Below are 16,051 nucleotides of genomic sequence, written 5' to 3' on the forward strand. Positions count from 1 at the left end.
ATCTGTATATGAAACTTCCTTATATCATTTTAATTGACGACGATGTGCAGGTTCTTGGTGCCATTCAACGGGACATCCGCAATCAATACCGTGATTATTACAAAGTAGCAGCAACAGATTCTGCCACTGAAGCGCTGGAACTCATCAAAGAGTTGAAGTTGAAGAATGAAGTAGTGGCGTTGTTTATCTCCGATCAACGCATGCCTGAAATGGAAGGCATCGCATTTCTTGAATTAGCTAATGAAATTTTTCCTGAAGCGAAGAAAGTATTGCTCACTGCTTATTCTGATATTGAAGCAGCGATTAAAGCCATCAACACAGTCAAATTAGACTATTACTTGTTAAAACCCTGGCATCCAGCAGAAGAAAGATTATTTCCTGTAGTGAATGATCTATTAGATGAATGGCAGGCTTTGTATAAACCCGATCATGAAGCAACAAGAATCATCGGCTTTCAATGGTCGCCTAAAAGTCATAAGCTCAAAGAATTTCTTTCAGGTAACCTGGTTCCTTATATATGGATGGATGTGGAGAGTGATGAAGAAGCAGAAAAATATCTCATCAGTGCAAACGCATCTAAATCAGATCTGCCATTGGTGATATTAAAAGATGGTTCCTTCGTCATCGATCCCACTCTACCAGTACTTGCTGAGCGTGTTGGTCTGCAACAAAAAGCAACCAAAGAAATGTATGATGTACTCATCATTGGTGCAGGGCCTGCAGGACTTGCAGCATCGGTGTATGGTTCATGCGAAGGATTAAAAACATTATTGATCGAACGCAGCAATCCCGGCGGACAGGCAAGCAGCAGTGCACGCATTGAAAATTATCTCGGCTTCCCTTCAGGCTTATCAGGAGCAGAGCTGAGCAGAAGAGCTATTACTCAAACACTTCGTTTTGGAACGGAAATTCTTACACCACAGGAAGTAAAAACAATCACAATAAAAGATGGCTACAAGATAACAGAGCTGATGGATGGTTCGCAAATACACAGCAAAGCAATCGTTATTGCAACAGGTGTTGCATATAAAAAATTAGAAGTTGAAGGTTTGGATTCATTTACAGGTGCAGGTGTGTATTATGGCGCAGCAGCGGTTGAAGCACAAGCTTGTCGTAATGAAAGTATTTATATTGTTGGTGGTGGTAATTCAGCCTGCCAGGCTGCCATGTATATGAGCAAGTTTGCAAAAGATGTGAACATACTTATACGAAAAGACAAACTATCACAGGTAGCTGCAAATTATTTGGTAGAAAATATCAGCAACACTCCTAACATTCATGTCATTCCTCATACAGATGTCATTGCATGCACAGGTTCAACCATTCTTGAAACCATTACACTCAAGGATGCTGTTACTGGCGAAGAAAAAACTGTTCCAGCAAAAGCATTGTTCATTTATATTGGTACAAGACCGGGCACGGGTTGGTTAGATGATCTGGTATTAAAAGATGAAAAAGGATTTATTCTCAGCGGCAGTGAATTAATGAAAGACAAATCATTTGCAGCCATCTGGAAATTAGAACGTGAACCTTTTCTTTCTGAAACAAGTGTGCCGGGTATTTTTGCTTCAGGTGATGTACGTTTTGGTGCCATGACGGGGATATCTGCTGCAGTGGGTGAAGGTTCCATGGCTATTCGTTTTGTACGGAAGTACTTGCAGGAGATGTAGGAGGAAAATAGAAAAATTTATAAACATCGATCAAACATCACACTTCATATTCTACGATACCAACATCGTTATTCTACTATTCTTTACCTGATGAGTTTGCTGTAGTTTAGCAGCAAATCCCTTACCCGTGAAACGATCTGTATCCGCTCTTCTTTGTTTCATTATTTGTTCTGTTGGCTTTACCCAGCCGCTTGCTGATACCGTTGGTAAAATGGTTGAGCAAAAAGAAAAGATCATCACGGAAAATACGATCATCAAAATTGAGAACCTCGGCTTTCGTGTAAACTCTGAATTACCTGAGTTACGACCAACCATTTCTGCCGATGGCAATCTTTTATTTTTCATTTGCGAAAGTCATCCTGAAAACAATCATGCACATGAAGTGCGCAATTCGCAGGATATCTGGTATTCGATCCGTGATACTGCAACAGGAAAATGGACAGATGCGATTCATCTGGGACCTCCCTTCAACACCGCACATTACAATGCCGTTTACTGGATATCGCCTGATAAAAACAGGATACTTCTGCGCAATGCATTTGTTGATGGAGATTATTACGGCAATGGTGTAAGCATGAGCGAAGTGCAGAAAGACGGACGATGGAGCAAACCCAATATGCTGAAAATAAAAAACTATCACAAGTATGATCGTGGGTTTCAATCGGGTGCAAGTATGTCGAGTGATGGACAGGTGTTATTGCTCTACATGAGTGAAGAAAGCAAAAGCCGCATCAATAAAATCTATGCATGCTTTCTGCAAACAGATGGTACATGGAGCGAACCAAAAAGCATTGGCAAAAAAATAAATCTTACCGGTTATAATCAAATGACGCCTTACCTCGCATCGGATGGCGTTACACTTTATTTCAGCAGCGACCGGCCAGGTGGCATCGGCGACCAGGATATCTGGAAAACAAAACGATTAGATGATACATGGTTAAAGTGGAGTGAGCCTGTAAATCTCGGTGAGCCAATCAACACTGCTGACTTTGATGCGTTCTTTACTTTGGATGCAGGTGGTGAATATGCGTATCTCACGAGCAGTTTTCAATCGCTTGGTAAAAGTGATATTGTGCGTGTTAAGTTACTGGAGATCGAAAAACCTGATCCTGTTGTGCTGGTAAGCGGAAATGTGTATAATGCAAAAACAAAACAACCGTTAAGTGCAAGTCTCATTTATGAAACGTTACCCGATGGTGTTGTTGCAGGCAATGGTTTGTCTAGTCCCGGTGATGGTGCATTCCAGATCGTATTACCGTATGATAAAAATTATCTTATTCGTGCTTCAGCCGATCACTTCTTTGCACAATCAGAAAACCTGAATCTTGATTCATTGATTCGTGCAGGTTACAAAGAAATTCACAAAGACCTTTATCTTGTTCCCATCGAGATCGGTCAGATCGTTCGCCTGAACAATGTATTCTTTGATTTTGATAAATGGGATCTTCGTCCCGTTTCATTTATTGAGTTGAACCGTGTGGTGAAAATGCTGAATGACAACCCGGCAATCAGCATTGAAATGGGAGCGCATACTGATGCCAAAGGTTCTGATGAATACAATATCAAGCTCAGTCATAACCGTGCAAACTCAGTGATGCAATACATTTTATCAAAAGGTATTGCACCTGAGCGTGTTAGTTTTAAAGGCTATGGAGAAATGGTTCCTGTTGCAACAAATGAAACAGATGAAGGAAGACAGCTCAACCGAAGAGTTGAGTTTAAAATACTCTCGAATTAATCTTATGTGATTATGCGGGCACTGCTACAACACAAATTGCTGATGTTGGAGAAAATTCTTTCAGCTTTGTATCGAGCACTGTAAAACTATGAGCCGATAATTTTTCAGCAATAAGATCGGCAGCACTGATGGTTATTTCATAAGGATCCTGGAAAAAGATAAACAGCTTACCGCCGGGTTTTAAAAACTGTTTTACACGTTGTAAAACTTTAGCAGGATCTTTCCGGAAGAAGTTAAGATTAAAGGCAGTGATTATATCAAATGTTGAACGTTGCAGATCGGCTTTCAGAAAATCTGCGGTTAAGAATGCAGCTGTACCGGCAGCAATAAAAGGTTTGTTTCTCAACTTTGCTTTCTCGATCATAAAAGAAGATTTATCGATAGCAACCAGTTTTCCGTCTTCCAGTTTATTGCAGATCACTTCCGCCATCAACCCTACGCCACATCCAATTTCCAATACATGGTGCGATGGTTGTAATCCCAGCATATCAACTGCCCATATAAATCGTTTCGGTATCGCAGTATATGTTTTATCATTTACCATAGTTCTGAACAAGAGTTTCAATTAACAAAATTCCCCGCTTGAAAACGGGGAATACTCACATGTTACTTAAGAGACCAAATCAAATTCCTTCTGTTCCTTATTGCCCGTCTTTCGTTTTATTTACGAATATGATCAGTGTAATGGATTGTGATGTAGGTTAAGGTATCAACTCAAACAACACTTCTAAAATACTGTACTCAAAAACACAATTATCTTAGCAGCAACAATTTCCATACCAAATATTTATAATATGTTTAACCTCTTGTTTTTTCTTTCATCTTTGAGAGGCAGCGGCAGCATCATAAAAAAAATATTGCAGGAATTTGACGTTGGCATTATTTCTTTTTCGCAGTTTTTTCAAGGTTTTGTTTTACCCTGAACTTCACAATTTTTGTAATAAGCGTTAAAGGCATTGGTTCACCAAGCGGAAACTGCACCGCACCTTTTGAACTTTTGTACACCGATAATTCTTTTTCAAATGCTTTTATGCCTGCCGGTGCAGGATAAAAACCAACATGTTGTTTGTACCCTCCGAAATGAACAAGATTACCATTGAGTTTATAGGTAGGGATGCCATAGCCAATTGTTTCTTCTGCCTTGGGAGCGGCTTTCTTAATACAGTTATGAACTTCCTTTAATATTTTCTGTGTAGTGACAGGAAAAGAAGCGATGTATTCTTCAATTGTTTGAGGTTTTGCAGAAAGCATGTTGTTGTACGTTTACTGTTATAAAATAACGCTTACACGGCCACCATCGCCTTATTATATTTATTTCTGTAGGCGAGTGGTGATAAACCAGTGATCTTCCGAAATACAGTGCGAAATGCTTTTTCGTCAGAGTAACCCGTATCGTACATCACTTCGTTAACATTCTTCCGTCCGCTTTCTAATTGTTTCTTTGCGGCTTCTATTTTTACACGTTGAATATATTCAACAACGGTATTGGCAGTTGCTTTTTTGAAACGACGTTCAAGGTTACGACGGCCAAGCGCCAGCATATCAGCCAAATGATCAACTGTTATACGATCCTGGTAATTACGTTCAATATATTCCTGTGCTTTTTTGATCGATTCATCTTCATGCGCTTTTTGTCCGTTGAAGATGATAAACGGACTTTGACTTTCACGATCAATATCGATCATAAATGTTTTGGCAATACGCACAGCAATTTCACGGCCTGCGTGTCTTTCAATGATGTAAGCGAGCAGGTTTAAAAAAGAATAGGCACCACCACTGGTATACAAGCCATCTTCTTCTGTCATGATACGATCATCAACCAGTTCCACATCAGGAAACATTCTGCGGAAATCATTTGCGGCAATCCAATGCGTAGCGCATTTCTTTCCTTTCAGCAAACCGGTAGCTGCCAAAAAGAAAGAGCCGATACAAAAACTCACAATTTCTGAACCTTTGTGATATTGCTCCACCATCCATGGAAGAAAGGCAGCATTCTGTTCCATCGCTTTTGGAAGATCGCCATGCATAGCCGGGATAATGATGATATTAGTCTGCTTCACATCAGCAATCAAAACATCAGGCTGAATCGTATACAAGCCATTACGCTGCTCGATATTTTTTTCTAAACCAACCAACTGGATCTTGAACAATGGCTCCTCTCCCATTGCTGCACGAATATTATTTACCTCATTCAAAATCTGGTGTGTGCCATCAATATTTGGCAAGCTGGTGTGCCCCAACGGAACTAAAATTGAAATGTGTTTCATTTGTTGGTTGTTTAGTAAAGCAGATCGTTTGGTTAAGAGAGATCAAATGTAAGGAATGCATTTGTCGCAATCAACCCCAGATAAAGCCGCATATGCACCCTTCATGTAAAAAAAACTGTTTTTAGGTTTGTACAAGAATCATGCATATGATAACAGGCACTCTGCAAATAGCATCGCTCATCAATAATATTGAACAGGTTACCGACACACTGGTACAATTACTGCAATCAATTGACGAACGGCATTTTAACCAAAAACCCCGGGCTGATAAGTGGAGTATCGCCCAGGTAGCCGATCATATCAGGCTCTCCAATAACTCTGTGGCAAAAGCACTGGCGCTGAAAGGGAAACCGATTGACCGTAACCCGGGCGAGCGGATCGATGAACTGAAAAAGATATTTCTTGATTTTCAAAAGAAATACCAATCACCCGATTTCATTGTACCAACAAAAGATATTTACAACCCTGAACTGTTATTAAAAGACCTGAAGGAATCAATACAGCGAATTCGTGCACGGATGTATGAAGACGACCTTGATGAGCTGATTCATCATCCCGCATTCAGCGACATCAGCAAGTTTGAGATCCTGCATTTTGTTTTGTATCATACACAAAGGCATTTGCGGCAGATCAAAGAGATCGTTGCAACCTTGTAAAAGAGAACTAATATGATCGAGTTGTTTAAAACAAATGTGAACGATGTAAACGCAAAGGAATGCCTTATCCGTTTGCTGGAACAGTTCTTTCCCGGCTGCCGTGTTACTATTGACATGCACGATTGTGATAAAGTGCTGCGGCTTGAAGGAATGAATGTGCAACCCGACACCGTGAAGCAATTAGTGCGTGAAAAAGGCTTTCACTGCAGCGAACTTGATTAACGATAACTTTTAACCATTAACCATATCTAAAAATAACACAAATGAAAATTTTAAAAAGGCTATTGCTTGCAGTTCTTGGAATCATTGCCATTATTCTCGTCTTTGCCTTATTCATCGACAAAGAATTTTCTCTTTCAAAAGAAGTGACCATCAATAAACCCAAACAACAGGTTTTCGACTATGTAAAACTCATCAAAAACCAGGAGCAATACAGTGTATGGGTTATGAAAGATCCGAACATTAAAATTGTGTATACCGGTACCGATGGAACAGTGGGTGCACAATCATCCTGGGAAAGCGAAGACAAGAATGTGGGTGTGGGTGAACAGCAGATCATAGAATTGAAGGAAGCTGAAAGTATGAAGGTGGAATTACGTTTTAAAAAACCATTTGAAGGCAAGAATTATGCTACAAATACATTTACATCAATTGGCGACAACCAGACAAAAGTGACGACCACGTTCACGGGCAAATCAAACTACCCGATGAACTTTATGAACCTGTTCATGGATATGGTTCTTGGCAAAGACATGGAAACAAATTTAAACAACATAAAGGCTAATCTTGAAAAATAAACAGCTCCATGGCTACAAAAAAAGTTAAACCAACAGATGAAGACCTGGTGAACGACTGGATGACTAAACTGGAACATCCGTTGAAAGCTGAGATCGATGCTGTGCGACAGATCATTAAAGACAGCAACAAGTCTATTCATGAACGTATTAAATGGAATGCACCCAGTTATTATACATCGGCTGATATTGTAACATTTAATCACCGTGCAACAAAGTATGTACATTTAATTTTCCATCATCCTACGATTGTAAAAATAAAATCGGTATTGCTTGAGGGCGACTACAAGGACCGGCGCATGTTATACCTGCCCGACATGAAAGCTGTAAAAGCAAATAAAAAAGAACTGCAACGAATCATTAACGAATCGGTGCAGTTGATTGGTTAAACCTTAAAACAATTTTTATGGAACATCTTCATTTTTCAGCAGACATTAATGCCCCAAAAGAAAAAGTATGGGATACTTTATGGGCAAAAGGAAAATACGAAACATGGACAGCAGTCTTCAGCGAAGGCTCCACCGTGGAAACCGATTGGAAAGAAGGAAGTAAAGTTTTATTTACCGACGGCAAAGGAAGTGGCATGGTAAGTAAAATAGCAGCAAACAAACCAAACGAATACATGTCGTTTGAACATCTTGGAGAGTTACACAACGGTGTGGAAGATACTACAAGCGAAAAGGTAAAAAAATGGCAAGGCGCTACAGAAAGTTATACACTTGCAGAAAACAATGACGGAACAAAGCTAGAGGTGGACATGGATATTACGCCAGAATTTAAGGATTACTTTGAAAAAACCTGGCCTAAGGCAATTGAAGCTATCAAAACATTAGCTGAATCAAAAAACTAAAACAATGACAACAATCAAATCGATCTATGTAAACCTGCCGGTGAAAGATCTTGCAGTTACAAAGTCTTTCTGGACCAAATTGGGGTTCAGCTTTAATGATCAGTTCAGTGATGAAAAAGCGCTGTGTCTTATCCTGAACGAAGGCGTTATGTACTCCATGCTCATTACACATGAATTTTTCACTACGTTCACCAACCGATCTATTGCCGATGGATCTTCGACGCAGGTATTGTTGGCGGTTGAAGTGGAAAGTAAAGAGAAGGTAGATGAGATTGTTCAGGCAGCACTTGCAAACGGAGGTAGCCGTTACCGTGAGTCGGCCGATCATACCTGGATGTATTATGATTCATTTGCAGACCCGGATGGCCATCAATGGGAAGTGATGTACATGGATCCCACCAAAATTCCTGGGTAAAAGCACGTTAAATATTCAACGGACCCGTTTAGGAAACAGGTTTACAGCTATCTTTAGCAGCATAAAATTTCAGTGATGAAACAAATGCTGCTTTTTCTTTTCAGCGCCTTTTTATTCAGTACCTCAAATGCCCAAAGTTTTACAGAAGTAGAACAGATCATGCTCAACAACCAGAAGCAGTTGGGTGATGATCAGGCACTCATCATTTACAAAGATGGCAAAGTGTTGTACCAGAAAATGCTGGGCGATTTCAGACCAAACATACAGGCACCGATTGGCGAAAGCAGTCAATGGCTCACTGCCGCTTTGGTGATGATTATGGTGCAGGAAGGAAAAATTTCGCTGGATGATAATGTTGGAAAATACCTGCCCATATTTCCGAAATGGATGAAAGGCTATATCAGCATCCGTCATTGTCTTAGTCATACAACCGGTATTGAAACCGACAAACAAGGTGCAGGTAAATTATTTCAACGAAAAAGTTTTTCATCGCTTGAAGAAGAAGTGAACTATTATGCGGAGAAAAGAGCAATTGCCAATAATCCCGGCAACTGGTTTCAGTACGACCAGATCGGGCCGTCTATTGTTGGCCGTGTATTAGAAGTGGTGACAAAGAAAAAATTCGATCGATTGGCTCAGGAAAAATTATTCCGACCGCTGAATATGCGTATCACAAGCTTTAGCAATTACACCTCTGCTATCAGTCCGTTTGATGGAGCCAAATCATCTGCGGTTGAATACACAAATTTCTTAAGCATGTTATTGAACAAAGGCATGTTCAACGGCAAACAAATTTTAACGGAAGCATCCATTGCAGAAATGATGAAACTGCAAACAGGCACTGCATTGAATAAATACACGCCCCCTTTTATGAATGGCTTCAGTTATGGTCTGGGTACATGGCGTGAAACAGCTGATGGCAAAGTGGTGAACTGTGTATCGCAAAACAGTCCGTTTATATGGATCGACTATTGTCGTGGCTACGGTTGTATTTTATTGGCAAAAAAAGAACGGGATGGATTAAAGCGTGAGTTGTATGATCAATTGAAAGCAGCTGTTGATGCACAGTTAACAAGCACTTGCAAATAATTACGTTTCTTTCTAATTTGAGTGTAGAAACGTTTTCCCATGTATGAACATAAAAAGCAACCGCTTGCATCAAAGAAAACCTACTATCAACGTATTGGCAGAAGTCTTCTGCTGGCTTCTTTTGTTTTACTTATCAGTTTATTGATTGGCATCATTGGCTATCATTACACTACCGGGATGGATTGGCTGGATGCACTATTGAATGCATCAATGATCCTGAGCGGAATGGGACCCGTTGATACCATTACACAAACCGGAGGAAAATGGTTTGCTTCATTTTATGCAATCTTCAGCGGTGTAGTTTTTATTACAAACATCGGGCTGATACTTGCACCTGCCATTCACCGCATTATGCACAGCCTGCATGTGGAGGATGAAAAGTAGAGACTAATACTTCAATAATACCTTCAGCTTGCCCCACAACTCATTGTCAAAATTTGACACTGCAAACAGCGATGATCCTGATGCGTCGCCTACTCGTATAACCACTAAATTCTGCGAAGGCACTACATAAATCTTCTGATCATTCTTTCCAAGAGCAGCATACATATCAACAGGTGCATTGGGAGTAATGCTTCCGTTAAACGTTAATTGAGTACCTGGTAACATATGGTTGCTCTTTCCATTTAACCAGGTTAGATAACCATACGATGGATTCATGTTTTGTGATGTATTGATCATTTCATTGAAATAGGTTTGATCGCTAAGCACAGCGGTGCCATTCCAGTTGCCCTTATTCAGCAGTAACAAACCAAACCTTGCCATACTGCGCACATTGCTGTAATGAATCTTGCCGTTACCGCCAACTCCAGGCAACCAAACTCCTGTCATGCCGATTTTATTGTAGACTTTTTCCTGCGTAAATGCATTGTACGTTTTACCTGTTGCATTTTCAACCACATCAACTAATTTATAGTATGGCGGGTTGCTGTAACTCCATCTTGTTCCGGGTGTTGTTTTGTAGGTAAAACAGGCAGGTGCTGTGCAATCTGTACCACTCTGGTCATCTTCAACACCGGTTGACATAGTAAGATGATGTTTTACAGTAATCGCATTTTCCTGGGCTGTCGTCATAGTTGACCAACCTGCACCTAAATACTGGCGTGATGGGTTATTAATATTTACAAACCCCTCCTGTTGTGCAATACCAACCAAAAAAGCGCTGAGTGTTTTACCTGCAGATGCCCAATACCAGGGGCTATCAACCGTAAATGTGCCGAAATATTTTTCAAGTGCAATCCGTCCGTTTTTTAAAATAAGAAAGCCCTTTGTATTTTTTGTTTGAAGAAAACTATACAGATCGTTGAGAGAAGAAGTATTCCAATTGTACAACGCAGGATCAGCGGTTTCCCATGTTGAACTTCCGGGAAAGTACATTGTAGTTGGTCCGGTTGGCTGTTCAACTGCAGGACTATTTTTCTTGCAGGATTGAAGGCCGCCAATAATAATAAGTGCGAATAACAGAAGGTAAACAGGTTTCATAAATGGTTATTGTGGGTGCTTGGACGTTCAACGCCTTAAACGGTTTAATGCCGCATATAGTATATTTTTACGCCATCATTATATGACTTTGTTCAACAAATCGACCCATACCGCTTTCATAAAACAAACAGCCAGTTCACTAGGCTTCAGCTATTGTGGCATTGCCAAAGCTGAACGATTAGATGATGATGCACGCAAACTGGAAGCATGGTTGAACAAGGGTATGCATGGCAACATGCACTACATGGAAAATCATTTCGACATGCGTGTTGATCCAACATTACTAGTACCCGGAGCAAAAACTATGATCACGTTGATGATGAATTATTTTCCATCAGCAACGCAAAATGAAAACACACCTAAGATTTCGAAGTATGCATTTGGAAATGATTACCATGAAGTGATCCGTGCTAAGCTCAAAGAACTACTATCGCTCATCAATGCTAACATCGGCGAAGTAAACGGCAGAGGTTTTGTTGATAGCGCACCGGTGCTGGAACGTAGCTGGGCACAACGAAGTGGTTTGGGATGGATCGGTAAGAATGGAAATCTCATCAGCAAACAAAGTGGTTCGTTCTTTTTTCTTGCCACACTCATCTGCGATCTTGAACTTGAATATGATCCCCCTTTTGCAAAAGATTATTGCGGCAGTTGCACAAAATGTATTGACAATTGTCCCACAGATGCCATCCTTCCCGACAAAGTGATTGATGGCAGTAAATGCATCTCCTATTTCACTATTGAGTTGAAAGATGCATTGATCGATGAAAACATGAAAGGAAAATTCAATAACTGGATGTTTGGTTGTGATGTTTGCCAGGATGTTTGTCCATGGAATCGTTTCAGCAAACCAACAAACGAAGCAGGCTTTACTCCCATTCCTGAAATCTTAAATCTCAGCCAGAAAGAATGGGAAGAAATGAGTGAAGAAACGTTCAAACAAGTCTTTAAAAATTCTCCGCTTAAGCGAACAAAGTTTGCAGGTATTCAACGCAACTTAAAATTCATTCAGTCGCCTTAAAAAAAGAAAGAGGCATAAGCCTCTTCTTTGACAGGTGTATCCCGGTTGCATATTCAACAATTGATGAACGAATTGTTTAGAACATTAATCCAAATTTTACTACTACCCGGTTGAAACGATAATTATAATTGAGAATTGTTTCCCCGTTCGGCTGAGGCCACGATTGCCAACTGAAGCCTTGCTGCTTTTCAGGTACATGTTTGTAAGAATAACCTGCACTAAACAGGAATGCATCATCTTTCTTCGTAGCTAAACGAAATCCAATACCTGCATCGGTGTATAATCCTGTACTCTGCGAAATAATATTTCGCTGTTCTTTGTTTTTTATCCATGGAATATGAGCACCTGCATCTGTATAAATGAAAAATGATTTGCGTTGATTGGTGAAATGATATCGCACATCTGCAAACAAAGGCACACCACGCTGCATATAAAAATCAAGACCTGCACCAACACCTGCAAACCAGTTACCAAAACGATAACCATTGATCGTTTGCAATGCAAACGATTCTGTTGAACTTCCGGCCAGCAATCCTCCCTGTATGATTGTCTGAAATTTCACAGACTTCTCAGCAGCAGGTTTTATTTTCTCCTGAGCAAACGAGGAGCTTACCATCAAACTAAAAAGAATAAAAAGAGTATTTCTCATACAATTATCGTTGAATAGCAATGCTGCTGCGTTGACTGATATTCGTTTGATTGCTGTAATCAAATTGCAACAAAGCTGTTTTTGTAACAACTAATGCATTACCGTTCCAGGCAATTACATCATAAGCTTCAAATCCTTTAATATGTTTCACCAGGGTTAAGCTGGCGGGGTTTGCTGCATTGTAAACACGTAAACCATCTTTGCCATCGCACACAAACAGGAGATTGCCATCTTTTGACAAACCGTGCGGATTTGTCAGCGGATAGGTTTTAAGCAGTGAAGGTGCCTGCAGGTTTGTAATATCAATCACATCAAGTTGATTTACTATTGCACCCCGACATGTGGTTCCACTGCGAAGCGTTACATAAGCATGTGTATCATCTGCAATAACAGGGTCACAAGCAAATGCATGTTGAAAGCTTCCTGTCTTTTGAGGTACTGCAGGATTTTGCACACTAAAGATGAACATACCATTGTTCGAACCAATAAATAATTGCTCTTTGAAGGGGTAGATGGTTTCAATTCCCCAACCTACCGGCACTGTATTTAACTGTTGTGGTTGATCTGCATTTTGCAAACCAAATACTTTCAGATCGCTGTTTGATACGGTATAGAGATAATCATTCTTCAACGCAAATCTCGCCATAGAACCATTCATACCTTTTGTAACTGCAGCAGCACCTGATGAAGAAAAGTTTTGTGCAACAGCAAGAAAACCTCTGTCCCATAGAAAAGGACCCAGTCCTTGCCCGTTACTGCAACTAACTGTTACCGTTGTATCTTTCCGCAGCCAGTCAACGATCACCAGATTTGTATCTGCCGAGAACCCATTGCTGAAAGCACGGTGAGGAAACACTTTTTCTTTAATACTCACCACTTTTACTTGCTGTGGATTACTGATATCAATTGTAATAAGGTCGTTGAAAAGATCGGCATACAACCTGTTGCCATTTATCGCAAGATCAATATTGCCCGGCACTTCAATAAAACCAATATTCTTTGGCTGTGATGGATTACTGTTATCGATCACATGAATACCTTTATCAATTTCATTGAGGAAAACTGTACTGCCGAAGAGTGAAATTTTACCGGGATTAATGATTGCTTTTGCAGGTTTGCTTTTTATTTCACTCCATACTTCCTGCCTGGTTTTATAAACCGGGCGAAGGAGTGTATAGGTTTGTGTGCATTTGTCTTTCAGACAGCTTTGCAATAAAGAAACAGTTACAAGCAGTAACGCAAAGGTTTTGAAACTTCTTTGTTTCATATTACAGCAGTTTGTTTAGAAGGTTGACACTGCCTGTTTCAAAACCGTTGCGTTACTATTATTTATTTTCAGCGATTAAAAAAGAGTCGGTAACGGATACCTGTTTGCCACCAATAATCCTTTAAATTACTCTTATACGCAGGACGTAACCCATAGTCGAGGTATATACCGATTTGTGAACTTGTTTTCTTCCCTTGCCACTCAAATGAAGGTGACAGGTATATTTGTGGTTGATACCTGGTTGCTTTTGTCTCTTTTGCATTTACCATAGAGCTATATCCGGCATAACGATCGGTACTTGCTACATAACGAAATGCAGACAGTGTATCAGTTTGTGTTGAGGATACTGCAAACCAATTATGAATACCGGCACTGAATAATAATTTGCCTTTTTTAATATCAGCAATTTTAAATTCCAGTTCAAGCGGCACATTTACAGCATGCATACGAAACTGTACCGTCTTTTCTTTTGTAGAAATATTGCTGAACATATTCGCTGGCGTCATAAATGAATCGATACGCTGGCGCTGTGTAACAGAATAGCTGCTGTATTGATATTGCAGGCCTGTTACAAACGAATGTCTTTTCTTAAATGACTTGCGTAACAAAATACCAGCGCCAAATTGAGCAGCAGGATTTATCGCATAATCATACTGTAGAATTCGGGTTGCTCCACCGGGTGCACCACTATTAAAAACAACTGGCGGGGCATCAGAAAACGATTTAAAACCCGAGCCTGGAAAAAGACGTCCCCTGATATCAGCAATTCCCGCATTTACATGCAAGCCCATCTGCCATTTCCTTTTTGCAATTGTTAGCGTGGGCACTGCAGGTGCAACAGCAATTGTATCAATTACAGGTGTTGATGCAATTGTTTGTGCTGTGTCTGTTTTAATTCCAGCAGATTGATCCACAACCGCAGTATCGATCTTCTGTTGAGGTTGCTTTTCTTCAATGGCAACAATCGTTTGATCAGCGGACGCTTCTTTTTGCACTAATGCATTGTCGGCAACAACGGCAACTTCATCTTTACTTATTTGCTTTTGAGTTGTTACTGCAACAGTTTGCTTATTCCTGTTTTTTGTGTCTTGAATATTATGCGACTTTACAATGCCGCTTTGTTGCCCCCTTGTTGTTTTCGTTTGCGATAATGAGTTGTTTTGCTGCACTTCTTTTTCAGCAGCTGTTGTTTCAGTTAAGGTTGATGATGATTCGGTTTTGGTTAATGGTGATTCGTTTTTAATATTTTCTACTGCTGTCGTGTTTGCTTTGTTGGTATTTGATTGCACAACAGCGTCGGGTTTTGCATATTCCTCAACAGGCCATACTGCATAGAGTAATCCTCCAATTAAAAGTGCTGCAATTGGCAAATAGTAAAACCATCTCCTGCGTTTTCTATCTTCTTCCAATTGTGTCTCCACTTGTTGCCATACTTCCGCCGACGGCTTCAGTTTGAAGTCGGACAGCTGCTGGCTTACCTTATGTTCAAATTGATGATCCGCCATACACTTGCTTTTGGGGTTCGGAATTATATTTTTCAATCCAGGTGATCAACAGGTTTCTTGCCCGCATATACTGGCTGCGGCTGGTGCCTTCACTGATGCCGAGCATCTTCCCGATTTCCACATGCGTGAATCCTTCCACTGCATGCAGGTTAAAGATCGTTTGATAACCTGTAGGTAATTGCCGTATCAATTCAGCCAGTTGTTTGGTGCGTAGTAACACTTCAGGGTTATCATTACTCACAGGATGCAGCGGCTCACTCAGGAACGACATATCGTATTGATATTCCTTTTTCTTCTTTAAATAGTTCAATGCTGTGTTCACCATGATGGTGCGTATCCAGCCACCCAATTCCCCTTCACTCCGGTAAGTATGAAGGTTACGAAACACTTTTACAAAACCTTCCTGCAACACATCCTCCGCATCAGCCAGTGATTTGGTATAACGGTAACAAATGCCCAGCATGGTTTCAGCAAAAGCATCATAGAGTTGCTTTTGTGCCATGGCATTGCCACGCAAACAGTCTTTTATTAGTTGCCGCTGATCGATCATTCAGGTTTTGTAAAGGGTTGACAAAGCTATTTCACCATTCGTTGCTCCTCTGTTAAAAATTTTTTACAAAAAGAAGCCCCGTTAGAAAACGGGGCTGT

At 40.3% G+C, this 16,051-nt stretch carries 19 protein-coding genes; 11 read left to right on the forward strand and 8 right to left on the reverse strand.

Annotated features, from left to right (window positions below):
* Positions 1-8 precede the first annotated feature (8 nt).
* Entirely contained in the window at positions 9-1,670 is a 1,662-nt protein-coding gene (locus VK159_RS03510) for an FAD-dependent oxidoreductase (RefSeq protein WP_324228754.1), read from the forward strand.
* Between the two features lie 127 nt (positions 1,671-1,797).
* A complete protein-coding gene (locus VK159_RS03515; protein WP_324228755.1) occupies positions 1,798-3,408 on the forward strand; it encodes an OmpA family protein in 1,611 nt (536 codons plus the stop codon).
* Positions 3,409-3,418: 10 nt separating this feature from the next.
* Here VK159_RS03515 and VK159_RS03520 read toward each other — a convergent pair whose 3' ends face one another.
* The 3 genes from VK159_RS03520 to VK159_RS03530 all read right to left on the reverse strand — a co-directional run bounded on the left by VK159_RS03520 (position 3,419) and on the right by VK159_RS03530 (position 5,675).
* Positions 3,419-3,964 (reverse strand): class I SAM-dependent methyltransferase, encoded by a 546-nt coding sequence (locus tag VK159_RS03520; protein WP_324228756.1) that lies wholly within the window; start codon positions 3,962-3,964, stop codon positions 3,419-3,421.
* A 323-nt stretch (positions 3,965-4,287) separates the two neighbouring features.
* Positions 4,288-4,659: an iron chaperone gene (locus VK159_RS03525; RefSeq protein ID WP_324228757.1), complete on the reverse strand. Its 372-nt coding sequence runs from the start codon at positions 4,657-4,659 to the stop codon at positions 4,288-4,290.
* 32 nt (positions 4,660-4,691) lie between these two features.
* Positions 4,692-5,675, reverse strand: a complete 984-nt coding sequence (locus VK159_RS03530; protein ID WP_324228758.1) for a GlxA family transcriptional regulator — start codon at positions 5,673-5,675, stop codon at positions 4,692-4,694.
* A 146-nt stretch (positions 5,676-5,821) separates the two neighbouring features.
* Here VK159_RS03530 and VK159_RS03535 point away from each other — a divergent pair, with 146 nt between their 5' ends.
* The 8 genes from VK159_RS03535 to VK159_RS03570 all read left to right on the forward strand — a co-directional run bounded on the left by VK159_RS03535 (position 5,822) and on the right by VK159_RS03570 (position 9,863).
* Positions 5,822-6,331, forward strand: a complete 510-nt coding sequence (locus VK159_RS03535; RefSeq protein ID WP_324228759.1) for a DinB family protein — start codon at positions 5,822-5,824, stop codon at positions 6,329-6,331.
* A 12-nt stretch (positions 6,332-6,343) separates the two neighbouring features.
* The gene (locus VK159_RS03540; RefSeq protein WP_324228760.1) at positions 6,344-6,553 is read left to right on the forward strand and encodes a hypothetical protein; all 210 of its coding nucleotides are present in this window, start codon (positions 6,344-6,346) and stop codon (positions 6,551-6,553) included.
* Between the two features lie 41 nt (positions 6,554-6,594).
* Positions 6,595-7,128 (forward strand): SRPBCC family protein, encoded by a 534-nt coding sequence (locus VK159_RS03545; RefSeq protein WP_324228761.1) that lies wholly within the window; start codon positions 6,595-6,597, stop codon positions 7,126-7,128.
* Between the two features lie 8 nt (positions 7,129-7,136).
* Complete coding sequence (locus tag VK159_RS03550) at positions 7,137-7,514, forward strand: DUF1801 domain-containing protein (protein ID WP_324228762.1); 378 nt, start codon at positions 7,137-7,139, stop codon at positions 7,512-7,514.
* A 17-nt stretch (positions 7,515-7,531) separates the two neighbouring features.
* A complete protein-coding gene (locus VK159_RS03555; RefSeq protein WP_324228763.1) occupies positions 7,532-7,975 on the forward strand; it encodes an SRPBCC domain-containing protein in 444 nt (147 codons plus the stop codon).
* 4 nt (positions 7,976-7,979) lie between these two features.
* Positions 7,980-8,390, forward strand: a complete 411-nt coding sequence (locus VK159_RS03560) for a VOC family protein (RefSeq protein WP_324228764.1) — start codon at positions 7,980-7,982, stop codon at positions 8,388-8,390.
* 75 nt (positions 8,391-8,465) lie between these two features.
* Positions 8,466-9,479 carry a serine hydrolase domain-containing protein gene (locus VK159_RS03565; RefSeq protein ID WP_324228765.1) on the forward strand — a complete coding sequence of 338 codons (1,014 nt, stop codon included), beginning with the start codon at positions 8,466-8,468 and terminating at the stop codon, positions 9,477-9,479.
* A gap of 39 nt (positions 9,480-9,518) precedes the next feature.
* The gene (locus tag VK159_RS03570) at positions 9,519-9,863 is read left to right on the forward strand and encodes a hypothetical protein (protein ID WP_324228766.1); all 345 of its coding nucleotides are present in this window, start codon (positions 9,519-9,521) and stop codon (positions 9,861-9,863) included.
* Between the two features lie 3 nt (positions 9,864-9,866).
* Here the strand turns inward: VK159_RS03570 and VK159_RS03575 are convergent, their stop codons facing one another.
* Positions 9,867-10,961, reverse strand: a complete 1,095-nt coding sequence (locus VK159_RS03575) for a serine hydrolase (protein WP_324228767.1) — start codon at positions 10,959-10,961, stop codon at positions 9,867-9,869.
* Positions 10,962-11,043: 82 nt separating this feature from the next.
* Here VK159_RS03575 and queG point away from each other — a divergent pair, with 82 nt between their 5' ends.
* Complete coding sequence (queG, locus tag VK159_RS03580) at positions 11,044-11,982, forward strand: tRNA epoxyqueuosine(34) reductase QueG (RefSeq protein WP_324228768.1); 939 nt, start codon at positions 11,044-11,046, stop codon at positions 11,980-11,982.
* 76 nt (positions 11,983-12,058) lie between these two features.
* Here queG and VK159_RS03585 read toward each other — a convergent pair whose 3' ends face one another.
* From VK159_RS03585 to VK159_RS03600, 4 genes are all read right to left on the reverse strand, one after another.
* The gene (locus VK159_RS03585) at positions 12,059-12,631 is read right to left on the reverse strand and encodes a hypothetical protein (protein WP_324228769.1); all 573 of its coding nucleotides are present in this window, start codon (positions 12,629-12,631) and stop codon (positions 12,059-12,061) included.
* A gap of 4 nt (positions 12,632-12,635) precedes the next feature.
* Positions 12,636-13,898, reverse strand: a complete 1,263-nt coding sequence (locus VK159_RS03590) for a hypothetical protein (protein ID WP_324228770.1) — start codon at positions 13,896-13,898, stop codon at positions 12,636-12,638.
* Positions 13,899-13,966: 68 nt separating this feature from the next.
* Positions 13,967-15,403: a hypothetical protein gene (locus tag VK159_RS03595; protein WP_324228771.1), complete on the reverse strand. Its 1,437-nt coding sequence runs from the start codon at positions 15,401-15,403 to the stop codon at positions 13,967-13,969.
* Positions 15,384-15,953 carry an RNA polymerase sigma factor gene (locus VK159_RS03600; RefSeq protein ID WP_324228772.1) on the reverse strand — a complete coding sequence of 190 codons (570 nt, stop codon included), beginning with the start codon at positions 15,951-15,953 and terminating at the stop codon, positions 15,384-15,386. Before VK159_RS03600 ends, VK159_RS03595 begins: the two co-directional genes overlap by 20 nt.
* Positions 15,954-16,051: the final 98 nt, after the last annotated feature.

This window comes from Lacibacter sp., from assembly GCF_035299325.1.
Taxonomy (GTDB): Bacteria; Bacteroidota; Bacteroidia; order Chitinophagales; family Chitinophagaceae; genus Lacibacter.